Source organism: Streptomyces sp. NPDC059355 (assembly GCF_042752335.1).
GTDB lineage: Bacteria > Actinomycetota > Actinomycetes > Streptomycetales > Streptomycetaceae > Streptomyces.
Genome location: NZ_JBHYXN010000011.1, coordinates 171,377 through 193,665 on the forward strand (window position 1 = coordinate 171,377; position 22,289 = coordinate 193,665).

The 22,289-nt window shown below is 70.2% G+C and carries 18 protein-coding genes and 1 tRNA gene; 11 read left to right on the forward strand and 8 right to left on the reverse strand.

The window, feature by feature from the left end:
• Window positions 1-4: 4 nt before the first annotated feature.
• A complete protein-coding gene (polA, locus tag ACFXGI_RS13910; protein ID WP_384705685.1) occupies window positions 5-2,725 on the reverse strand; it encodes a DNA polymerase I in 2,721 nt (906 codons plus the stop codon).
• A 133-nt stretch (window positions 2,726-2,858) separates the two neighbouring features.
• On the opposite strand from polA, the gene ACFXGI_RS13915 reads away from it, so the two are divergent.
• The 8 genes from ACFXGI_RS13915 (at window position 2,859) to ACFXGI_RS13950 (ending at window position 12,570) form a co-directional block, all read left to right on the forward strand.
• Window positions 2,859-5,129 (forward strand): FdhF/YdeP family oxidoreductase, encoded by a 2,271-nt coding sequence (locus ACFXGI_RS13915; RefSeq protein WP_384705687.1) that lies wholly within the window; start codon window positions 2,859-2,861, stop codon window positions 5,127-5,129.
• Between the two features lie 58 nt (window positions 5,130-5,187).
• Window positions 5,188-5,658 (forward strand): PaaI family thioesterase, encoded by a 471-nt coding sequence (locus ACFXGI_RS13920; protein WP_384705689.1) that lies wholly within the window; start codon window positions 5,188-5,190, stop codon window positions 5,656-5,658.
• A gap of 164 nt (window positions 5,659-5,822) precedes the next feature.
• A complete protein-coding gene (locus tag ACFXGI_RS13925; RefSeq protein ID WP_384705691.1) occupies window positions 5,823-6,233 on the forward strand; it encodes a hypothetical protein in 411 nt (136 codons plus the stop codon).
• 532 nt (window positions 6,234-6,765) lie between these two features.
• Window positions 6,766-8,004: a branched-chain amino acid ABC transporter substrate-binding protein gene (locus ACFXGI_RS13930; RefSeq protein ID WP_384705693.1), complete on the forward strand. Its 1,239-nt coding sequence runs from the start codon at window positions 6,766-6,768 to the stop codon at window positions 8,002-8,004.
• A gap of 111 nt (window positions 8,005-8,115) precedes the next feature.
• Window positions 8,116-9,048, forward strand: coding sequence for a branched-chain amino acid ABC transporter permease (locus ACFXGI_RS13935; RefSeq protein ID WP_030155821.1), 933 nt, complete (start codon window positions 8,116-8,118; stop codon window positions 9,046-9,048).
• 5 nt (window positions 9,049-9,053) lie between these two features.
• Window positions 9,054-10,793: a branched-chain amino acid ABC transporter permease gene (locus ACFXGI_RS13940; protein WP_384705695.1), complete on the forward strand. Its 1,740-nt coding sequence runs from the start codon at window positions 9,054-9,056 to the stop codon at window positions 10,791-10,793.
• Window positions 10,794-10,798: 5 nt separating this feature from the next.
• Entirely contained in the window at window positions 10,799-11,857 is a 1,059-nt protein-coding gene (locus tag ACFXGI_RS13945) for an ABC transporter ATP-binding protein (protein WP_384705697.1), read from the forward strand.
• Entirely contained in the window at window positions 11,854-12,570 is a 717-nt protein-coding gene (locus ACFXGI_RS13950; RefSeq protein WP_030858849.1) for an ABC transporter ATP-binding protein, read from the forward strand. Before ACFXGI_RS13945 ends, ACFXGI_RS13950 begins: the two co-directional genes overlap by 4 nt.
• 62 nt (window positions 12,571-12,632) lie before the next feature.
• Here ACFXGI_RS13950 and ACFXGI_RS13955 read toward each other — a convergent pair whose 3' ends face one another.
• Window positions 12,633-13,283: an ANTAR domain-containing response regulator gene (locus ACFXGI_RS13955; protein ID WP_384705700.1), complete on the reverse strand. Its 651-nt coding sequence runs from the start codon at window positions 13,281-13,283 to the stop codon at window positions 12,633-12,635.
• A gap of 91 nt (window positions 13,284-13,374) precedes the next feature.
• On the opposite strand from ACFXGI_RS13955, the gene ACFXGI_RS13960 reads away from it, so the two are divergent.
• Both ACFXGI_RS13960 and ACFXGI_RS13965 read left to right on the forward strand, forming a co-directional pair.
• Window positions 13,375-13,457, forward strand: a tRNA-Leu gene (locus ACFXGI_RS13960).
• Between the two features lie 85 nt (window positions 13,458-13,542).
• Window positions 13,543-14,319 carry a helix-turn-helix domain-containing protein gene (locus ACFXGI_RS13965; RefSeq protein WP_384705702.1) on the forward strand — a complete coding sequence of 259 codons (777 nt, stop codon included), beginning with the start codon at window positions 13,543-13,545 and terminating at the stop codon, window positions 14,317-14,319.
• Between the two features lie 65 nt (window positions 14,320-14,384).
• On the opposite strand, the gene pyk is transcribed toward ACFXGI_RS13965, so the two are convergent.
• The 5 genes from pyk to ACFXGI_RS13990 form a co-directional block, all read right to left on the reverse strand.
• Window positions 14,385-15,812, reverse strand: coding sequence for a pyruvate kinase (gene pyk / locus ACFXGI_RS13970; protein ID WP_030858845.1), 1,428 nt, complete (start codon window positions 15,810-15,812; stop codon window positions 14,385-14,387).
• Window positions 15,813-15,963: 151 nt separating this feature from the next.
• Window positions 15,964-16,479, reverse strand: a complete 516-nt coding sequence (locus ACFXGI_RS13975; protein WP_384705704.1) for a GNAT family N-acetyltransferase — start codon at window positions 16,477-16,479, stop codon at window positions 15,964-15,966.
• Window positions 16,476-17,180, reverse strand: coding sequence for an SIMPL domain-containing protein (locus ACFXGI_RS13980; RefSeq protein ID WP_384705706.1), 705 nt, complete (start codon window positions 17,178-17,180; stop codon window positions 16,476-16,478). The genes ACFXGI_RS13975 and ACFXGI_RS13980 overlap by 4 nt, the downstream gene beginning before the upstream one ends.
• Window positions 17,177-18,703 carry a LuxR C-terminal-related transcriptional regulator gene (locus ACFXGI_RS13985; RefSeq protein WP_384705708.1) on the reverse strand — a complete coding sequence of 509 codons (1,527 nt, stop codon included), beginning with the start codon at window positions 18,701-18,703 and terminating at the stop codon, window positions 17,177-17,179. Before ACFXGI_RS13985 ends, ACFXGI_RS13980 begins: the two co-directional genes overlap by 4 nt.
• A gap of 327 nt (window positions 18,704-19,030) precedes the next feature.
• Window positions 19,031-20,023 carry an AAA family ATPase gene (locus tag ACFXGI_RS13990; protein WP_384705710.1) on the reverse strand — a complete coding sequence of 331 codons (993 nt, stop codon included), beginning with the start codon at window positions 20,021-20,023 and terminating at the stop codon, window positions 19,031-19,033.
• A 145-nt stretch (window positions 20,024-20,168) separates the two neighbouring features.
• On the opposite strand from ACFXGI_RS13990, the gene ACFXGI_RS13995 reads away from it, so the two are divergent.
• Window positions 20,169-20,861: an alpha/beta fold hydrolase gene (locus tag ACFXGI_RS13995; protein ID WP_384705712.1), complete on the forward strand. Its 693-nt coding sequence runs from the start codon at window positions 20,169-20,171 to the stop codon at window positions 20,859-20,861.
• Window positions 20,862-20,932: 71 nt separating this feature from the next.
• On the opposite strand, the gene ACFXGI_RS14000 is transcribed toward ACFXGI_RS13995, so the two are convergent.
• A complete protein-coding gene (locus ACFXGI_RS14000; protein WP_384705714.1) occupies window positions 20,933-22,195 on the reverse strand; it encodes a ricin-type beta-trefoil lectin domain protein in 1,263 nt (420 codons plus the stop codon).
• Between the last annotated feature and the right edge of the window lie 94 nt (window positions 22,196-22,289).

Sequence of the window (22,289 nt, forward strand, 5' to 3'; positions counted from 1 at the left end):
TGCCTCAGTGCGCGGCCGACTCCCAGTCGGCGCCGACGCCCACCGACACGTCCAGCGGGGCGCGGAGTTCCACGGCGGCGCCCATCTCGCGGCGCACCAGCTCCTCGACCTTCTCGCGCTCGCCCGGGGCGATCTCCAGCACGATTTCGTCGTGGACCTGGAGCAGCATCCGCGACTTCAGCCCGGCCCCGGTGATGGCCTTGTCCACGCGCAGCATCGCGACCTTGACGATGTCGGCCGCGGTGCCCTGGATCGGGGCGTTCAGCGCCATCCGCTCGGCGGCCTCGCGGCGCTGGCGGTTGTCGCTGTTGAGGTCGGGCAGATAGCGGCGGCGGCCGAAGACGGTCGCCGTGTACCCGGTGGCGCGGGCCTCCTCGACCACGCGGCCCAGGTAGTCCCGGACCCCGCCGAACCGCTCGAAGAAGGTCTCCATCAGGCCGCGGGCCTCGGCGGGCTCGATGTTCAGCTGCTGGGCGAGACCGAAGGCGGAGAGCCCGTACGCGAGCCCGTACGACATCGCCTTGATCTTGCGCCGCATCTCGGCGTCGACCTGGGAGCGCTCCACGCCGAACACCTGGGAGGCGACGGTGGTGTGCAGGTCCTCGCCGGACAGGAAGGCCTCGATGAGGCCCTCGTCCTCGGAGAGGTGCGCCATGACGCGCAGCTCGATCTGGCTGTAGTCGGCGGTCATGAGGGATTCGAAGCCCTCGCCGACGACGAACCCGCGGCGGATCGCCCGGCCCTCGTCCGTGCGCACCGGCACGTTCTGCAGGTTGGGGTCGGTGGAGGACAGGCGTCCGGTCGCGGCGACGGTCTGGCTGAAGCTGGTGTGCACCCGGCCGTCGGCGGCGATCGTCTTGACGAGGCCCTCGACGGTGACGCGCAGCTTGGCCTGCTCCCGGTGGCGGAGCATGATCACCGGCAGTTCGTGCTCGGTCTGCGTGGCCAGCCAGGCCAGCGCGTCCGCGTCCGTGGTGTAGCCGGTCTTGGTCTTCTTCGTCTTCGGCAGGTCCAGCTCGCCGAAGAACACCTCCTGGAGCTGCTTGGGCGAGCCGAGGTTGAACTCGTGGCCGACCGCCGCGTGCGCCTCCTTCACCGCCTGCTGCACGGCTCCGGCGAACTGCTGCTCCATGGCCTCCAGGTGGTCGCGGTCGGCGGCGATGCCCGCCCGCTCCATCCGGGCCAGCAGCTCCGAGGTGGGCAGCTCCATGTCGTGGAGCAGCTCGGCGGCGCCGACCTCGGCGAGCTTGCCGGTGAAGGCGTCCCCGAGGTCGAGGACGGCGCGGGCCTGCGCCATCAGGGCCTCCGCCTCGGCGGTCTCGTCGGCGCCGAAGGCCAGCTGGCCGTCGGCCGCGGCGGGCTGGAGCTCACGGTGCAGGTACTCGTTGGACAGCACGTCCAGCGCGAAGGAGCGCCGGCCCGGCTTGACCAGGTACGCGGCGAGCGCGGTGTCCATGGTGACGCCGGCCAGGCTCCAGCCGTGCTCGGGGAAGACCCGCATCAGGCCCTTGGCGTTGTGCACCACCTTGGGCTTCGCGGCATCGGCGGCCCAGGCGGCGAAGGCCAGCTCGTCGGCCTCGTCCAGCGCGGACGGCTCGAACCAGGCGGCGGCCCCGCCGGCCGCGGCCAGCGCGATCTCGCTGACATTGCCCTGGCCCAGCGCCCAGCTGTCCACGGTGGAGATGCCCAGGGGCTCGCCCGCGCGGGCCGCCAGCCACGGCGCCAGCTCGCCGGCGCCCAGCACGCTCGCGTCGAGCTCCACGCCGGCGGCCGGAGCCGGGGCCGGCTCCTCGGCGGCGCCCGGGTCCACGGCCAGCAGCCGCTCGCGCAGCGAGGCGTTGCGGATCTCCAGCACGTCCAGCACGCCCGTGACCGCGGAGCGGTCGTAGGGGAGGCGGGCCAGGTCGCCCGCGGCCTGGGGCAGCTCGACGTCCTTGACCATCTCGGTCAGGACCCGGTTGAGCTTCACGGCTTCCAGGTGGTCCCGGAAGTTCTGCCCGGCCTTGCCCTTGACCTCCTCTGCGCGCTCGACGAGCTCCGCGAACGAGCCGAACTGGGTGATCCACTTGGCGGCGGTCTTCTCGCCGACGCCGGGGATGCCCGGCAGGTTGTCCGACGGGTCGCCGCGCAGCGCCGCGAAGTCCGGGTACTGCTGCGGGGTGAGCCCGTACTTCTCCTCGACCTTCTCCGGGGTGAACCGGGTCAGCTCGGAGACGCCCTTGGTCGGGTACAGCACGGTGGTGTGCTCGGAGACGAGCTGGAACGAGTCCCGGTCCCCCGTGACGATCAGGACGTCGAAGCCGAGGGCCTCCGCCTGCGTCGCCAGCGTGGCGATCACGTCGTCGGCCTCGAAGCCGTCGACCGCGAACCGCGGCACCTTCATCGCGTCCAGGAGCTCGCCGATCAGCTCGACCTGCCCCTTGAACTCGTCGGGGGTCTTGGAGCGGTTCGCCTTGTACTCGGGGAACTCCGTCGAGCGCCACGTCTTGCGCGATACGTCGAACGCCACCGCGAAGTGCGTGGGCGCCTCGTCGCGCAGCGTGTTCGCCAGCATCGACGCGAAGCCGTAGATGGCGTTCGTCGGCTGCCCGGTCGCCGTCGTGAAGTTCTCCGCGGGCAGCGCGAAGAACGCCCGGTACGCCAGGGAGTGCCCGTCCATGAGCATCAGGCGGGGGCGGTCCGCTGCGGTCGGCTGGTCGGTCTTCTTCGATGCTTTCTCTGCCACACCCTCGATCCTAGGCGGCCCCGCTGACAATTCCGGCGTCGGCGATGTCCGCAGGGCGTGACAGGATCGGACGCCTACTCGAATACGAACAGCGGCCCACGCCGCGATGCTCGACTGCTCAAAGGGGAGCGACATGGCCACCAAGCCGCCCGCAGGTGATCCCGCACAGGACGCGCCGCAGGTCGCGCCCCCCAAGCAAGCCGCGGCCGGCCTGCCCGCCATCGGGCACACCTTGCGGATCGCGCAGCGGCAGATGGGCGTCGCCCGTACCGCGCGCACCCTGCTCAAGGTCAACCAGAAGAACGGCTTCGACTGCCCGGGCTGCGCCTGGCCCGAGGGCGACAAGCGGCACACGGCCGAGTTCTGCGAGAACGGCGCCAAGGCCGTCGCCGAGGAGGCCACGCTGCGCCGGGTCACCCCGGAGTTCTTCGCCGCGCACCCGCTGGCCGACCTCGCCGGCCGCTCCGGTTACTGGCTGGGTCAGCAGGGCCGCATCACCGAGCCGATGTACCAGCCCGAGGGGGCCGACCGGTACGAGGCCGTTCCCTGGGAGCGGGCCTTCGAGATCATCGCCGAGGAGCTGAAGGCCCTCGGCTCCCCCGACGAGGCCCTCTTCTACACCTCGGGCCGCACCAGCAACGAGGCCGCGTTCCTCTTCCAGCTCTTCGCCCGCGAGTTCGGCACCAACAACCTGCCCGACTGCTCGAACATGTGCCACGAGTCCTCGGGCTCCGCGCTGAACGAGACCATCGGCATCGGCAAGGGCAGCGTCAACCTCGAAGACCTCCACCAGGCCGACCTGATCATCGTCGCCGGGCAGAACCCGGGCACCAACCACCCGCGCATGCTCTCCGCCCTGGAGAAGGCCAAGACCTCCGGCGCGAAGATCATATCGGTGAACCCGCTGCCCGAAGCCGGCATGGAGCGGTTCAAGAACCCCCAGACCCCGGTCGGCATGCTCAAGGGCACCGCCCTCAACGACCTCTTCCTGCAGATCCGCATCGGCGGCGACCAGGCCCTCTTCCGCCTCCTCAACAAGCTCGTCATCGAGACCGAGGGCGCCACCGACGAGGCCTTCATCCGCGAGCACACCCACGGCTACGAGGAGCTGGCGGCCGCCGCCGGGGAAGCCGACTGGGACGAGACCCTCACCGCGACCGGCCTCACCCGCCCCGAGATCGAGCAGGCGCTGGCCATGATCCTGGCCTCGAAGCGCACCATCATCTGCTGGGCCATGGGCCTCACCCAGCACAAGCACTCCGTCGCCACCATCCGCGAGGTCGTCAACCTGCTCCTGCTGCGCGGCAACATCGGCCGCCCCGGCGCCGGCGTCTGCCCCGTCCGCGGCCACTCCAACGTGCAGGGCGACCGCACCATGGGGATCTTCGAGCGCCCCGCGCCCGCTTTCCTCGACGCACTCGACAAGGAATTCGGCATCACCTCGCCGCGCGGCCACGGCTACGACGTCGTGCGCTCCATCCAGGCCCTGCGCGACGGCGAGGCCAAGGTCCTCTTCGCCATGGGCGGGAACTTCGTCGGCGCCACCCCCGACACCGACGTCACCGAGGCCGCGATCCGCCGCGCATCCTTGACCGTCCACGTCTCCACCAAGCTCAACCGCTCCCACGCGGTCACCGGCCGGCGCGCCCTGATCCTGCCCACCCTCGGCCGCACCGACAAGGACGTACAGGCGAGCGGCAAGCAGTTCGTCACCGTCGAGGACTCGATGGGCATGGTCCACGCCTCCCGCGGCAACCTCGCCCCCGCCTCCCCGCACCTGCTCTCCGAGCCCGCGATCGTCGCCCGCATGGCCCGCGCCGTCCTCGGCGCCGCCTCCGCCACCCCGTGGGAGGAATGCGAGCGGGACTACGCGGCCATCCGCGACCGGATCTCCCGAGTGATCCCCGGCTTCGAGGACTTCAACGCCCGCGCGGCCCGCCCCGAGGGCTTCCGCCTCCCGCACGCCCCGCGCGACGAGCGCCGCTTCCCCACCAAGACCGGCAAGGCGAACTTCACCGCCGCCCCCGTCGAGTACCCGAAGATCCCCGAGGGCCGGCTGCTCCTGCAGACCCTGCGCAGCCACGACCAGTACAACACCACCATCTACGGCCTCGACGACCGCTACCGCGGGATCACCGGCGGCCGCCGCGTGGTCATGGTCAACCCCGAGGACGCGGCGGAGCTCGGCCTCGCGGACGGCTCGTACACGGACCTGGTCGGCGAGTGGAAGGACGGGGTCGAGCGGCGCGCGCCCGGTTTCCGCGTCGTGCACTACCCGACCGCCCGCGGCTGCGCGGCCGCGTACTACCCCGAGACCAACGTGCTGGTCCCGCTCGACTCCACGGCGGACACCAGCAACACCCCCGCGAGCAAGTCCGTCGTCGTCCGCTTCGAACCAGCCTGATAGAACGACCTCAGGACAAGACGGTTAACGAGCGTTGACACACGAACGGAGCCTGCCCATGGGCGAGCAGCACGCTGTGAAGTTCCCGCAGGAGGTCCTCGACGAGTACACGGCCCTGGGCATCGACCTGCCCTCGCTGTTCTCGGCGGGCCACCTCGGCGAGCGGATGGACATCCGCATCCTGGAGGCCTCGGCGGAGCGCGTCGTCGCCACCATGCCCGTCGAGGGCAACACCCAGCCGTACGGGCTGCTGCACGGCGGCGCCTCGGCCGTGCTCGCCGAGACCCTCGGCTCGGTCGGCGCCATGATGCACGGCGGCATCAACAAGATCGCCGTCGGCGTGGACCTGAACTGCACCCACCACCGCGGTGCGCGCTCCGGCCTGGTCACCGGCGTCGCCAGCCCCGTACACCGCGGCCGCTCCACCGCCACGTACGAGATCGTCATCAGCGACGAGCAGGACCGGCGCGTGTGCACCGCCCGCCTGACCTGCCTGCTGCGCGACGCGGACCCCGCCGCCAGGGCCTGACCCGCCCGCGAAGAGCCTCCGCAGGCCCGGATCCCGCCCCCGCCGAGGGGCCGGACCCGGGCCTGCGGCGCGTACGGGCCCGGCAACCACCCGGAATCCGCCAGTCCGCACCCGGCACAGCAACGACTGTTGTGTCACCGAAGGTGACGGCCTACCTTCCCTTCATGGGGACCCAGCCACGCACCGCGGCCCGCTGTGGTGCCGCCGCACTCCTGGCGGCACTCACCCTGTCCGGATGCTCCACATCCGCCCCACCCGCCCCGCGGACCACGCCAACGCCCGTTTCCAGCCCTTCCTCGCCCGCCCAGATCTGCACGAGCCTGGTGTCCTACTGGGCGAAGGAGGCCCTCAAGGGCGGAAAGTGGGCCGGGCTCGACTGGGAGCAGAAGGGCATGTCCAACGACCAGTACAAGATCCACGAGGAAGTCGTGGCCGCAGGTCGCGCCGAGGAGCGAACTGCCGGTCTGGACAAGGCACTTGAGCTCGCCGACCGGCTCACCGCACAGCGCTGCGCCGAACAGAACGGGGCAACCTGGAGCTCCGAGAACTGGCGGCCTCCGAGCCCGCCCGGATGACCGGAATCCCGCGCACGCTGTCCGACTTCCGGGCGCCCTGCGGCGCGGACCCGATCCGCAGGTCGGAAGCCTGCCGCACCCCTGACCAAGATCCATCCACCTGAAGTGGATCAAGGGGAGAAATTACCCACAGTAATGCCGACGCCCCACAGAATCCCGTTTTACCCCCGCGGAATGCAACCCGCCGGATTCTTCCGGACACGGTCAGCGACATTCTTGCCCTTTTGATCAATGACAGGAGCATGGACCCCTCAAGCCCCTTAGGGGAACGGGGAATTCTCACCATGCGGACATTCCCCGAAGTGGTTAAACGTCCGAATTGTCCGCACTCCCGCCACACATTCTTGGCCTCGGCATAACAAGACAGTCACATCCTCCTTTCCCCGCTCCCCGCACTCGCCACCTCGGCCTAGAGTCACGGCCAGTCACCGCGCCACAGGGCGCAACCCGGCACGGCCGTGGACATCCCAGTGCGGCCCGGCGACCCAACGGCACCTCATCTGAGGCGGCCGCGCCAGGGAAAGGAAGAATCGTGCGACACCGTTCTTTGCTCGTCCTCACCACCGTGATCACCACGGGAGCACTGACCCTCACCGCCTGCGGATCGCGCAATGAGGCCAAGACCGGCGGGGACAAGGCCGACGGCTCCAAGACCGTCGTCGTCATCGGCGTGGACGCCCCGCTCACCGGCTCGCTCTCCGCGCTCGGCCAGGGCATCAAGAACTCGGTAGACCTCGCGGCCAAGACGGCCAACAAGAACAACGAGGTCCCCGGTATCGAGTTCAAGGTCGAAGCCCTCGACGACCAGGCGGTCCCCGCCTCCGGCCAGGCCAACGCCACCAAGCTCGTCGGCAACAAGGACGTCGTCGGCGTCGTCGGCCCGCTGAACTCCGGCGTCGCGCAGCAGATGCAGGGTGTCTTCGCCTCCGCCAACCTGGCGCAGGTCTCCCCCGCCAACACCAACCCCGCGCTCAGCCAGGGCGACAACTGGGGCAAGGGCGAGTTCAAGCGCCCCTTCAAGACCTACTTCCGCACCGCCGCCACCGACGTGGTCCAGGGCAAGTTCGCCGCCCAGTACCTCTTCAAGGACGCCGGCAAGAAGAAGGTCTTCGTCGTCGACGACAAGCAGACCTACGGCGCCGGTCTCGCCGCGATCTTCTCCGACGAGTTCAAGAAGCTCGGCGGCGAGGTCGTCGGCACCGACCACGTCACCGTGAAGGAGACCGACTTCTCCTCCACCGCCGACAAGGTCAAGGCCTCCGGCGCCGACTCCGTCTACTTCGGCGGCCAGTACCCCGAGGGCGGCCTCCTCGCCGACCAGGTCAAGAAGGCCGGAGCCAACATCCCGCTCATGGGCGGCGACGGCATCCAGGACCCCGCCTTCATCACCGCCTCCGGCGAGGCCAACGAGGGCGACCTCTCCACCTCGATCGGCTACCCGGTCGAGAAGCTGCCCACCGCCAAGACCTTCATCGCCGACTACCAGGCCGGCGGCTACAAGGACCCCTACGCGGCTTACGGCGGCTACTCCTACGACGCCGGCTGGTCCGTCGTCCAGGCCGTCAAGGCCGTCGTCGCCGCCAACGGTGGCAAGCTCCCCACCGACGCCCGCGCCAAGGTCGTCGAGGCTCTCGGCAAGGTGTCCTTCGAGGGTGTGACCGGCAAGGTCGCCTTCGACGAGTACGGCGACACCACCAACAAGCAGCTCACGGTCTACAAGGTCGAGGGCGGCAAGTGGATCGACGTCAAGAGCGACACGTTCAACCAGTAATCCCGCAGGACCCCCGCATTACCAGCCGCACCTGAACCAAACCCACCGCGCGAGGGCGCAACAGCGCCCTCGCGCGGAGTCTTATCCGACACGCTCATCGGAGGCCCTGCGGTGCACGAACTGCCGCAACAGCTGGCCAACGGCCTTGCCCTCGGTGCCCTTTATGGCCTCATAGCCATCGGGTACACCATGGTCTACGGCATCGTCCAGCTCATCAACTTCGCCCACGGCGAGATCTTCATGATCGGCGGCTTCGGCGCGCTCACCGCCTACGCCGCACTCCCGACCGGCACCTCCCTGCTGATCGCGATACCCGTCATGATCGTCGGAGGCGCACTCGCCTCCGTCGCCGTAGCCACCGCAGCCGAACGCTTCGCGTACCGTCCCCTGCGCAGCGCTCCCCGGCTCGCCCCCCTCATCACCGCAATCGGCCTCTCGATCGCGCTGCAGCAGCTCGTCTGGCAGTTCTACCCGGATGCCAAGAAGGCCGTCAGCTTCCCCGAGTTCAAGGGTGAAGCCTTCAAGATCACCGACAGCCTGGCCATCCAGCGCGCGGACCTCTTCGTCCTCATCCTCGCCCCGCTCTGCATGCTCGCCCTCGGCATCTTCGTCCAGAAGAGCCGCAGCGGCCGCGCCATGCAGGCCACCGCGCAGGACCCGGACACCGCGAAGCTGATGGGCATCAACACCGACCGCATCATCGTCATGGCCTTCGCCATCGGTGCCGCGTTCGCCGCCGTCGCCGCCGTCGCCTACGGCCTCGACAAGGGTCAGATCAACTTCGAGATGGGCTTCATCCTCGGCCTCAAGGCGTTCACCGCGGCCGTCCTCGGCGGCATCGGCAACATCTACGGAGCCATGGTGGGCGGCGTCGTCCTCGGCCTCGCCGAGGCCCTGTCGATCGCTTACATCGAAGACATCCCCGGCATGTCGCAGCTCGGCGGTGGAGCCTGGTCCAACGTCTGGGCGTTCGTACTCCTCATCGTCGTCCTCCTCGTGCGGCCACAAGGCCTGCTCGGTGAGCGCGTCGCGGATCGGGCGTGAGAACCATGACCAACGAAGCCACTCTCCCCCTCGAGGGCGAAGCCACCGCCGCCGGCACCGGTGCCGTCTCCCGCACCGCACTGCTCTACACGGTCATCGGCGGAAGCCTGCTGACGATCGTCAGCACCTTCCTCGCCTGGACCTGGACCGCCGAGTTCCCCGGTGACCTCACCTACTACGGCAGCCCGGCCCCCATCCAGTTCGTCAGCCTCGCAGGAGCCGTCCTCACCCTCGTCTACGCGCTCTCCGCGCTGGGCGTGAAGGGCCTCGGCTGGCTCGCCCCCACGGGCTCCCGCAAGGCCATCGAGTTCCTGGCCGTGGGCAACTTCCTGGCCACCGGATTCACGGTCGTCTCGATCACCGTCGTCCTCGGCGGTGTCGTCCACCTCGAACCCGGCGCCTACGCCGCCTTCGTCGGCTCGCTCGTCCCGGCCCTCGCCTCGCTCAAGCTCCCCGACGACACCCGCAAGGCGGCCCCCGCCAAGAAGCTGCCGTCCTGGGCCGAAATCCTCATCATCGTCGGCGTCTTCGCCCTCGGCCTCTACGTCGTCACCTACGGCATCGACACCGACGACAAGGAGCCTCAGCTCTTCGTCGCCTACCTGATCACCGTCGGCGCCGCAGCCCTCGCCCTGCTCAAGTCGGGCCTCCTCGACCGGTTCAGCGCCATCACCGCGAAGAACCGTCAGGTCACCCTGATCGGCAGCGCGGCCGTCGCGATCACCTTCCCGTTCATCCAGCAGAGCGGCGACACGTACACGCTCATCGCGGTGAACATCCTGATCTTCGCGACCGTCGCCCTCGGCCTCAACGTCGTCGTCGGCCTCGCGGGCCTCCTCGACCTCGGTTACGTCGCCTTCCTCGGCGTCGGCGCCTACGCAGCGGCCCTGGTCTCCGGAAGCACTGCCTCCGCCTTCGGCTTCCAGCTCCCCTTCTGGGCGGCCGTCATCGTCGGCGCCCTCGCCTCGCTGATCTTCGGCGTGGTCATCGGAGCCCCGACCCTGCGCCTGCGCGGCGACTACCTCGCCATCGTCACCCTCGGCTTCGGAGAAATCTTCCGCATCGCCATGGGCAACCTCGACGGCACCTCCGGCCCGGACATCACCAACGGCCCCAACGGCATCCCGAACATCCCCCACCTCGAACTCTTCGGGTGGAACTTCGGGGAGTCGCACACCGTCGGCGGCATCGTCCTCGGCGCCTACGCCAACTACTACTTCCTGATGCTGCTCGTGATGGCGCTCGTCATCCTGGTCTTCGCCCGTGCCGGCAACAGCCGCATCGGCCGCGCCTGGGTCGCCATCCGCGAGGACGAGACGGCCGCCGAAGCCATGGGCATCAACGGCTTCAAGGTCAAGCTCATCGCCTTCGCCCTCGGCGCCACCCTCGCCGGCCTCGCCGGCACGGTGCAGGCACACGTCAACAGCACGGTCGTCCCCGAGAACTACGTCTTCGCCGGGCCCGTCCCGCCGAACTCCGCGTTCCTCCTCGCCGCCGTCATCCTCGGCGGCATGGGCACCATCCGCGGCCCCATCCTCGGCGCCGCGCTGCTGTTCCTGATCCCGGCGAAGCTGGCCTTCCTCCAGGACTACCAGCTCCTCGCGTTCGGCATCGCCCTCATCCTGCTCATGCGCTTCCGCCCCGAAGGTCTCATCGCCAACAAGCGCGCGCAGCTCGAGTACCACGACGAAGAGACGACTGACCAGGCCCCCACGGACCTGGCCACCGCCAAGGCGGGTGCGTGAACACCATGACCACCACCACAGACACCACCACGGCGACCACGGTCCTCGAAGCCAGCGGCGTCACCATGCGCTTCGGCGGCCTCACCGCCGTCAAGGGCGTGGACCTCAAGGTCAACGCGGGCGAGATCGTCGGACTCATCGGCCCCAACGGCGCCGGCAAGACCACCTTCTTCAACTGCCTGACCGGGCTGTACGTCCCCACCGAGGGAACCGTCAGCTACAAGGGCACGGTCCTGCCGCCCAAGCCGCACCTGGTCACCAGCGCCGGCATCGCCCGCACCTTCCAGAACATCCGGCTCTTCCACAACATGACGGTGCTGGAGAACGTCCTCGTCGGACGCCACACCCGCACCAAGGAAGGCCTCTGGTCCGCCCTCCTGCGCGGCCCCGGCTTCAAGAAGGCCGAAGCCGCCAGCGAGGCACGGGCGATGGAGCTCCTGGCGTTCATCGGCCTGGAGAAGAAGGCCCAGCACCTCGCCAAGAACCTCCCCTACGGCGAGCAGCGCAAGCTCGAGATCGCCCGCGCCCTCGCCAGCGACCCCGGCCTCATCCTCCTGGACGAGCCGACCGCCGGCATGAACCCGCAGGAGACCCGCGCGGCCGAAGAGCTCATCTTCGCCATCCGGGACATGGGCATCGCCGTACTCGTCATCGAGCACGACATGCGCTTCATCTTCAACCTCTGCGACCGCGTGGCCTGTCTCGTCCAGGGCGAGAAGCTCATCGAGGGCACCGCGGCCGAGGTCCAGGGCGACGAGCGCGTCATCGCCGCCTACCTCGGAGAGCCCTTCGAGGGCGACCCGGGCGCGGCCGAGGCGGCCGCGATCGCCGAGGTCGCCGAGGTCGAAGCCGCCGAGGAGCACGCGGCGGTCGAGACGGAGACCGAAGCCGACGCGGAGGCACCGGCGGAAGCCGATGCACCGGCCGAGGCGGAGGCACCGGCGGAAGCCGCGGCCGACGCGGAGCCGGACGCCGAGCCGGCCGCGGACGCCGAGCCGGCCGCGGACGCCGAGTCGGCCGCGGCCCCGGACAGCACCACCAGCACGGACGGAGAGGCCAAGTGACCGCACTGCTCGAGGTCAAGGACCTCAAGGTCGCCTACGGCAAGATCGAAGCCGTCAAGGGCATCTCGTTCGAGGTCAACGAGGGCGAGATCGTCTGCCTCGTCGGCACCAACGGCGCCGGCAAGACCACCACCCTGCGCACCCTCTCCGGCCTCCTCAAGCCGGTCGGCGGCACCGTCGTCTTCGACGGCAAGCCGCTCGCGCAGGTCCCCGCCCACAAGATCGTCTCCCTGGGCCTGGCCCACTCCCCCGAGGGACGCCACATCTTCCCCCGGCTGACGATCGCCGAGAACCTCCAGCTCGGCGCGTTCCTGCGCACCGACAAGGAGGGCATCGAGAAGGACGTCCAGCGCGCCTACGAGATGTTCCCCATCCTGGGCGAACGCCGAAAGCAGGCCGCCGGCACCCTCTCGGGCGGTGAGCAGCAGATGCTCGCCATGGGCCGGGCGCTCATGTCCCGCCCCAAGCTGCTCATGCTGGACGAGCCCTCCATGGGCCTCTCGCCCCTCATGATGCAGAAGATCATGGCGACCATCGCCGAGCTCAAGTCCACGGGCACCACCATCCTGCTCGTCGAGCAGAACGCCCAGGCCGCCCTCTCGCTGGCCGACCAGGCCCACGTGATGGAGATCGGCAAGATCGTGCTCAGCGGCTCCGGCCAGGAGCTCCTGCACAACGAGGACGTCCGCAAGGCCTACCTCGGCGAGGACTGATCCCCTCACACACGAGAGGCCCGCCACCGGGAACGGTGGCGGGCCTCTCGCGTACGCACGGACTACTTCGCGGCGTTCCTCTTCTCCTCGGCGTCCTCGATGACCGCCTCGGCCACCTGCTGCATGGACATGCGACGGTCCATGGACGTCTTCTGGATCCACCGGAACGCGGCCGGCTCGCTCAGCCCGTACTGCGTCTGCAGGATGCTCTTGGCCCGGTCCACGAGCTTGCGGGTCTCCAGCCGGAGCGAGAGGTCCGCGACCTCCTTCTCCAGCGCCTTCAACTCCGCGAACCGCGACACGGCCATCTCGATGGCCGGCACGACGTCGCTCTTGCTGAACGGCTTCACCAGGTACGCCATGGCCCCGGCGTCCCGCGCCCGCTCGACGAGGTCGCGCTGCGAGAACGCCGTCAGCATGAGCACGGGGGCGATGGACTCCTCCGCGATCTTCTCGGCCGCGGAGATGCCGTCCAGGACGGGCATCTTCACATCGAGGATGACCAGGTCGGGCCGGTGCTCCCGCGCGAGCTCGACGGCCGTCTGCCCGTCCCCGGCCTCGCCGACGACGGAGTACCCCTCTTCCTCGAGCATCTCTTTCAGGTCGAGACGGATGAGCGCCTCGTCCTCGGCGATGACGACGCGCGTCGTCAGCGGCGGAACGTGCGACTGGTCGGCGTCGGGCGTGGGCGTCGACTCGTGCTCGGCGGTCACGATGGCTCCTCGGTGCGGGGCGGTGATGCTAGATGAGCCTACCTAGCTGAAGTCGAGGATGGTCACCGGGTACACTCCGACCAGCGACCTTGCCGGGTTGGCGGAATGGCAGACGCTGATGTCTCAAACACATCTGTCCGAAAGGACGTGCGGGTTCGAATCCCGCACCCGGCACTTGTCCGAAAAGCGGACGTTCACCTTCGCGTGAACGTCCGCTTTTTGTCGCGCCCGGTCATGATCGGTCACGCACAGTTGATCCATGGAGTTCCATAGCCTCGAAATACGGCAAACGGCCCTCTCCCTCTTGCGTGGCGGAGCCAAGAACGCCGACGTGGCCCGGCAGCTGAACGTCCCCCTCGGCACCGTCGGCTATTGGAAGCACAAGGACCGCGCCACACGCGGCGAGTGCCCGGGGCGGCGCGCCCGGGATTGTGCCCGGTGTGACGGTGTGCCGTTGAACCGCCCCGCGTACGCGTACCTGCTCGGCCTCTATCTGGGCGACGGCCATGTCAGCCGCTACTCCGGGCACAGGACCTGGAGCCTCATGATCACCCTCGACGACCGATGGCCCGGCATCCAGGACGAGGCCGAAGCGGCGCTCAAGGCGGTGTTCCCCCGCCATGCGACGTGCAGGGTCCGCGTGAAAGGGGCCCACAACATCAAGGTCTACTCGACCCACCTGCCCTGCATGTTCCCGCAGCACGGCCCCGGCAGGAAACACGAGCGCGTCATAGCCCTTGAGCCCTGGCAGCAAGAGATCGTGGATCAGCACCCCTGGGAGTTCGTCCGGGGTTTGATCCACTCGGACGGATGCCGGTTGACCAACTGGACCGTGCGCAACGGGAAACGGTACGAGTACCCCCGCTACTGGTTCACCAACGTCTCCGACGACATCCGGAGGCTGTTCACGGACACGCTCGATCGACTCGGAGTCGTCTGGACGAACTGCACGCGCCATGGGCAGCCGTACAACGTCTCCGTCGCCCGCAAGGGCTCCGTCGCGCTCATGGACGCGCACATCGGGCCCAAGTACTAGGCAGCGGTGCACGCCGTGGCCGCGTCGGGCGGACGGGGCCCGACGCGGGGAGGAGAAGCGCGGCGTCAGTGGACCGGGTCGCCGATGTGGTGGACGCGGACCAGGTTGGTGGAGCCGGTGACCCCGGGGGGCGAGCCGGCGGTGATGACGACGACGTCACCGCGTACGCAGCGGCCGATGCGCAGGAGTTCTTCCTCGACCTGGGCGACCATCGCGTCGGTGGAGTCGACGTGGGGGCCCAGGAACGTTTCGACGCCCCAGGTCAGGTTCAGCTGGGAGCGGGTCGCCGGGTCGGGGGTGAAGGCGAGGAGGGGGATGGGTGAGCGGTAGCGGGAGAGGCGGCGGACGGTGTCGCCGCTCTGGGTGAAGGCGATCAGGAATTTGGCGCCGAGGAAGTCGCCCATTTCGGCGGCCGCGCGGGCGACGGCTCCGCCCTGGGTGCGGGGCTTGCTGCGTTCGGTGAGCGGCGGGAGGCCCTTGGCGAGGATGTCCTCTTCGGCCGCCTCCACGATCCGGGACATCGTCTTCACGGTCTCGACCGGGTATTTGCCGACGCTCGTCTCCCCGGACAGCATGACCGCGTCCGTGCCGTCGATGATGGCGTTGGCCACGTCGGAGGCTTCGGCGCGGGTGGGCCGGGAGTTGTCGATCATCGAGTCGAGCATCTGGGTCGCGACGATGACCGGCTTGGCGTTGCGCTTGGCCAGCTTGACGGCGCGCTTCTGGACGATCGGGACCTGTTCCAGGGGCATTTCGACGCCGAGGTCGCCGCGGGCGACCATGATGCCGTCGAAGGCGGCGACGATGTCGTCGATGTTCTCGACGGCCTGCGGCTTTTCGATCTTCGCGATGACGGGGAGGCGGCGGCCTTCCTCGTCCATGACGCGGTGGACGTCTTCGATGTCCCGGCCGCTGCGGACGAAGGAGAGGGCGATGACGTCGGCGCCGGTGCGCAGGGCCCAGCGGAGGTCTTCGATGTCCTTCTCGGAGAGGGCGGGGACGGAGACGGCGACGCCGGGGAGGTTGAGTCCCTTGTGGTCGGAGACCATGCCGCCCTCGATGACGAGGGTGTGGACGCGGGGACCGTCGACGCCGGTGACTTCGAGGGTCACGCGGCCGTCGTCGACGAGGATGCGTTCGCCGGTGGTGACGTCGGCGGCGAGGCCCTTGTAGGTGGTTCCGCAGGTGTGGCGGTCGCCTTCGAGGTCTTCGACGGTGATGGTGAATTCGTCGCCGCGTTCAAGGAGTACGGGGCCTTCGGTGAAGCGGCCGAGGCGGATCTTCGGGCCTTGAAGGTCCGCGAGGACGCCGACGCTGCGGCCGGTTTCGTCGGAGGCTTTGCGTACGCGCTGGTAGCGCTCCTCGTGTTCGGCGTAGGTGCCGTGGCTGAGGTTGAGGCGGGCGATGTCCATTCCGGCTTCGACCAGGGCTTTGATCTGGTCGTATGAGTCGGTGGCGGGGCCCAGGGTACATACGATTTTTGCTCGGCGCATGGGGCGAGCGTATGCCCCTACCAGGCAGTAGGAAATTGGTTCCGGGTGACCACTCAACAACCGTTGGGCAAAAGGTTGTTGACAATTGTTGAATGTGCATGGGGGTGCTCTGATGAGCACCCCCGGGGGTCCTGCCGATACGTGTTTTCGATCAGTCGGCGGGGGTCAGCGGGCGCTCGTGGCGGACGCCCGGCCGGCCGTCGATGGTCATGGTCTCGACCTGGGTGAATCCGTTGCGCCGGAGCACGGCCATGGAGCCCGGGTTGTCCAGGGTGGTGACGGCGATGAGCCGCGAGAGCCCGTGGGCGGAGTGCGCGACGCGGCAGATCTCGGCGACGGCGGCGGTCGCCAGGCCCCGGCCGGCGGCGCTCTCGCCGATGCGGTAGCCGAGTTCGGCGCTGCCGTCCTCGATGTCCACGAGGTTGACGCGGCCGGCCAGGTCGCCCTGCCGGGTGACGAGGACGTGGAACCGGGACAGACCGGTCTCCTGCTCGGCGAGCAGGGCGCGGTGGCGGTCGGCGAACTCGGCGAAGTACGCGTCGCCGCGGTCGGGGACGGTGCGGGCGAAGTAGGCCCGGTTCCGCCGTTCGAAATCGAGGAGGGCGCAGGCGTGGTCGGCGCGCAGGCTCTCCAGGGTCCACGCGCCCGCCGGGGCGGAGGCGTTCACAGCCGGGGAGGGGTCATGGTGAAGCGGGCGTTCACCTGGGCGTGGACGGTCTGGCGCTGGGGTTCGAGGTCGAGCGGCGGGGCGGTGTCCTCGGAGGCGCTGAAGGCCATGGTGCGCATGCCGCCGCCTGGGGCTGCCTGCGGGTAGGCCGGGACGGCGTTCTCGGCGCCGAGGTCGGCGAGTTCGACGAGGGCGGCGAGGTCGGCGCCGAGGGCGGTGGCGTATTCGCGGGCGCGCTGGACGGCTTCGAGTACGGCTTGACGGCGGGCTTCGCCGTGGGCGGGCGAGGTGGGGCGCAGGGCCCACCAGGGGCCGTCGACGCTGGTGAGTTCGAGGTCGGCGAGGCGGGTGGTGAGTTCGCCGAGGGCGGTGAAGTCGCTGAGTTCGGCGGTGACGTGGACGCTGCCGTGGTAGGCGCGGATGCGTTCGGCGCGGCCGTGGCGGGTGAGTTCCGGGTTGATGGAGAAGGCGCCGGTTTCGAGTTTCTCCACGGCGTCGCCGTAGCTCTTGACGAGCTCGAGGACGGTGTTGTTGCGGCGCGTGAGGTCTTCGAGTGCGGTGCGCCGGTCGGTGCCGCGGGCGGTGACGGTGATGCCGATGCGGGCGATTTCGGGATCGACTTCGAGGCGGGCTTCGCCGCGGACGGCGACGCGGGGGACTTCGGGGGTTCCGTAGGGCTGGTGTGCGGAGTCCTGGGTCATGGTTTCACTGTCGCATTGTCGTCCGGGGTGTGTCGTTCGAGTTCTGCCAGCGCGTCGCGGAGGGCGGCTCGGGAGGTGATGCCGAGTTTGGGGAAGAGTTGGTGGAGGTGGGTGGAGACGGTGCGCGGGGAGAGGTGGAGCCTTTCCCCGATGTGTTTGTTGGTGTGGCCGGCGGCGGCGAGCTGGGCGATTTCCCGTTGCCGGGGCGTGAGTGAGGCGGGTCCGAGCTCGTCGGCGTGTTCCGCGGTCCGTCCTGCGGACCGTCCCGTCGCGCGGAGTTCGCCCGCGGCGCGGGCGGCCCAGGGGCGGGCGCCGAGGCGCCGGAAGGTGTCGAGTGCGTCGGCGAGGTGGGTGCGGGCGTCGGTTGCGGCCCGTGCCCGGCGGAGGTGTTCTCCGTACGCGAGCCGGACGCGGGCGCGCTCGAAGGGCCAGCGGTCGGTGCCGGGCGTGGAGAGCGCTCTCTCGAACAGTTCGCGTGCCTGTGGGCCACGGGCGGTGAGCGCGGCCGCCGCCTCGACGGTCATGGCGAGCCGTGCCGAGATGGCGGCGATGCCCGCCTCCCGTACGGCGGTGACGTGGGCCGCCGCTTCGGTCCGGCGGCCGGTCCTGACGGCGGCTTCGACGAGGTCCATGACGAGGAAGAGGGCCGTGGGGACGTGGGAGGCGAGTTCGCCGGCGGGGCTGACCGCGGTCGCGTGGCGGTAGGCCTCTTCGTACCGCCCCTGGCCGAGTGCGGCGAGGGCTTTGGCGTGGGAGGCGCCGGAGAGGGCGAAGCCGACGCGGCGGGGCACGGCCCAGAGGGTCATCTCGTCGGTGAGGGCCCGGGTGGTGGCGGTGTCCCCGCGCGCGGCGGCGACCAGTGCGCGCTGGTAGAGGTAGTCCACGGTGAGCAGCTGGTAGCTGTGGGCCGCGCTGAGCCGTCGTCCCTGCTCGGTCTGTTCGTCGAGCTGGTCCCATTCGCCCGCCGCGAAGCAGTCGCGGCTCAGGAAGACCAGGCCCTGGAGTTCGAGGGTGACGGCGCTGGTGTCGCGCCCGTCGCGCAGGATGCGCCGTAACGCCGTGCGGCAGTCGGCCAGCCGGTCGACGTACACGGCGGCCATCGCGGTGCGGATGACGCGGACGGGGTCCGCTTCCCGGTCGAGGGTGGCGATGGCATCGTCCAGGAGGCCGAGTGCGGAGGGTGCGGTGCGGGCGGGGTCGCCGATGGTGGCGAGGGTGAGGGCCACCCGGTCGGGGACGTGGGGTGTCAGCAGGGCGACCGCCCGGTCGAGCGGTTTCCACAGCTCGGGGCGCTGCGCTCCGTGGCAGACCCAGGCGAGGGTGTAGAGCGCGTCGGTCATGGTGGGGTCGGTGGCGTCGTACGGCCGGTGCTGCATGTCGATGGCGCCGGTGAGGAGGCGGTGGGCCGTGTCGAGGTCGCCTTCGCCGCTGAGCAGGAGGTGGTGGGCGGCGGCGACGGCCGCGACGAGGGGGCCGGCGCGGCCGCCGTCGGCTCGGCGGGCGTCTTCGAGGAGCTTGGGCACGTCGCGCAGGTCGCCGGTGAGGTCGGCGCCGAGGTAGGCGGCTTCGGCGATGCGGCGCCCGCGGTCCCGGCCTCGGGGGCTCAGGTCCGCGGCGCGCAGGAGGGCGGCGATGGCGCCGCCCTCCTGCGCGCCGCAGGACGGCGTGTGCGGTCTGTTCGAGGAGGGCGGCGACGTCCTCGTCGGGTTCGACGGTGGCCTGGGCGAGGTGCCAGGCGCGCCGTTCGGGCCGGTCCGCGGTGTGTTCGGCGAGGGCGCGGTGGATGCGGCGGCGCTGGTCGCTGGTGGAGAGTTCCACGACGGCCGAGCGGGTGAGGGGGTGGCGGAAGGTCAGCCGGCCGGTGGTGTCGTCCACGTAGACGAGTCCTGCGCGCTCCGCGTGGGCCAGGTCCTCGATGCCGGCGGGTCCGGTTCCCGTTCCGGTTCCGGTTCCGGTCCCCGGCCCGGCCCCGGCCCGGTGGCGGTGGCGGTGGCGGCCTGCAGGGTGTGGAGGTCGCCGGTGCCGTCGAGGACGGCGCACAGGAGCAGCAGCCGGGTCGTGGGCGGCAGCGCCTCGATGCGGGCCGCGAAGAGCGTCTGGAGGCGGCGGCCGAGCGGCAGTACGTCGGGGATCGCGGCGGCGGCGCGCCGGGTGGGGCCGAGGGCGATGGGCAGCTCCAGCAGCGCCAGGGGGTTGCCCCGGGCCTCCGAGAGGAGGCGGGTGCGCACGCGGGGTGTCAGGGCGGGGAAGCGCTCTCGCAGCAGCTCTTCCGCCGCGGCGGGGCCGAGGGGCCGCAGGTGGTGGGTGGTGATGCCGCCGCGGTCGAAGAAGCTGCCGTCCTCGGACCGGTACGCGCCGAGGAAGCCGACGCGGTCGCCGCTGCCGCCGAGGCGGCGGGCCGCGAACCCCATGACGGTGGCGCTGGCCCGGTCCAGCCAGGGCAGGTCGTCGACGACGACGAGCAGCGGGCGTTCGGCTCCTGCGTGGGCGAGCAGGGCCGACACGGCGTTCGACACCATCAGTTGCCGGGGTGGCGCGCCGTGCTCCAGGCCCAGGGCCACGCCGAGCGCGTCGCGGTACGGGGCGCTGAGCCCTTCCAGTCCGCCCAGCAGCGGGTGCAGGATCTGGAGGAGTCCGGCGAAGCCGACCGAGCTCTCGAACTCGACGCCGGCCGCTCGCACGACCCGGGTGCCCGCGGCGTGGGCGTGCGCGGCGGCGGCGTCGAGGAGCTCGCTCTTCCCCACCCCGGCGTCCCCGGACAGCAGGAGGGCGCCGCCGCGGACTCCGGCATCGTCGACGAAGCCCCGGATCAGTTCGAGGTCGCCTTCACGTCCGATCAGCATGTCCCCCCTCCCCCAAGGCCCTGTCACTTTATGTCGCTTCGGCGCCCCTCTACGTCATTTGACAGAAGCGGCCGGAACGCGGGCCCCCCTAGCCTCGACCCGCTCGGAACAACGGCCACGACACACAAAGGCGAAGGTGAAGGAAATGAGCGCAGATGCGCCGATCCGAAACGTCGTGCTGGTCCATGGCGGGTTCGTGGACGGCTCGGGCTGGCAGGCGGTGTACGACCGGCTGGTGGGCGAGGGCTACCGCGTGAGCGTGGTCCAGCACCCCACGCTGGGGCTGGAGGGCGATGTGGCGGCCGCCCGGCAGGTCATCGACGAGCAGGACGGTCCGGTGGTCCTCGTGGGCCACTCGTACGGTGGTGTGATCATCAGCGAGGCGGGCCGTCACGACGCGGTCGCGAGCCTCGTCTACGTCGCCGCCTTCGCTCCCGACAAGGGCGAGTCGGTGAACAGCCTGATCGCCGATCCGCCGCCGGGTGCTCCGGTGCCGCCGATCCTGCCGCCCCGGGACGGTTTCCTGCTCCTGGACCGGGAGCGGTTCGCGGAGTCGTTCGCGGGCGATCTGCCGCCCGAGCAGGCCCGGTTCATGGCCGACGCCCAGCTTCCGTGGGGCATGGAGGCGCTGACGGGGGCGGTCACGGAGCCGGCGTGGCGGTCGAAGCCGAGCTGGTACCTGGTGTCCACGGAGGACCGGATGATCCCGCCGCAGGCGCAGCGGGCGATGGCCGAGCGGATCGGGGCGACGGTGGTGGAGGTCCCGGCGAGCCATTGCGTGTACGTGTCGCGGCCCGATGCCGTGGCGGGTCTGATCAGGCGGGCGGCCGGCGCGTAGCCTCCGCCGCCGGGCCCGCGCCGATCGGCGCGTGGGCCCGGCGGCAACGACAGCGGCTATGGCCGCATCCGTCAGTTCGGGAGGTTCCATTTCTGGTTGGGGGCGCCGCCGCAGGTCCAGATCCGGAGGCGGGTCGCGTTGGCGGCGTTGTTGCCGGTGACGTCGAGGCATTTGTCGGCCTGCGGGTTGACGATGTCGCGGGCCGCGGGCAGGGCCCAGCGCTGTGCGGGGCTGCCGTTGCAGTCGTAGAGCTGTACGGGCGTGCCGTCGGCGGTGGCGCCGCCGGTCACGTCGAGGCATTTGCCGAGGGCGCGCAGGGTGCCGTCGGCGGCGATCGTCCACTGCTGGGCGGGGGTGCCGTTGCAGTCGTACAGCTGGACGGGGGTGCCGTTGGCGGGGTTGGCCCCGGCGACGTCGACGCATTTGCCGGCCAGGCCGGTGATCGGGCCGCTGCGGCCGGTGCCGGTGTCGGAGGTGGTGACCCTTACGTGGTCGACGACGAGCTGCTGGGGGAAGCTCGTGCCGGCGTCGGGGTCGCCGGGCCAGTAGCCGCCGACGGCGAGGTTGAGTATCAGGAAGAACGGCTTGTCGAAGGCCCAGGTGCGGCCGCCGAGGTCGGCGGGGGTGCGGCGCTGGTAGACGGCGCCGTCGACGGACCAGCTGATGGAGTCGGGGGCCCAGTCGACGGCGAAGGTGTGGAAGGCGTCCGCGAAGGCCTGGCCGCCGGGGAGGGTGTAGGCGGCGCCGATGCCGCCGGAGCCGGAGTATCCGGGTCCGTGGATCGTTCCGTGGATGGTGGAGGGTTCGAACCCGACGTTCTCCATGACGTCGATCTCGCCGGAGTCCGGCCAGCCGACCTGGCCGAGGTCGTTGCCGAGCATCCAGAAGGCGGGCCACATCCCCTGGCCCCGCGGGACCTTGAGTCTGGCTTCGACGTGTCCGTACGCCTGCGTGAAGCGGCCGGCGGTGTTGAGCCGTGCCGAGGTGTACTCGCACCGCCCGTACCAGCAGCCGTAGTTGCCGGGGTTCTCGCGGCGGGCGGTGATCACGAGGTGGCCCTGGCCGTCGAGGGCGGCGTTCCGATTGCCCGCCGTGTAGTACTGCCGTTCGTGGTTGCTGACGTTGTCGCCGGTCTCGGTCTGCCATTTCCCGGGGTCGACGGCCGCTCCGGCCGGCCCGTCGAACTCGTCGGAGAAGGTGGCTGCGGCGGCCGCGGCGGCCGCGGCCGTGGGGGGTTCCGCGGCGTCGCCGGGCGGGGCGGCGAGGCCGCTCCAGCAGAGCAGGGCGAGGGCGCCGAGTGCGGTGCGGTGGCGCCAGGTGGTGCGCATGGCCATGACATCACATCACTTCAAGTGGGGGGATTCACCTCAACTGCCTTAGTTCAATGCTTGATTGAAGGCTCATGACCGTGTCGCGTCAAGACATCCG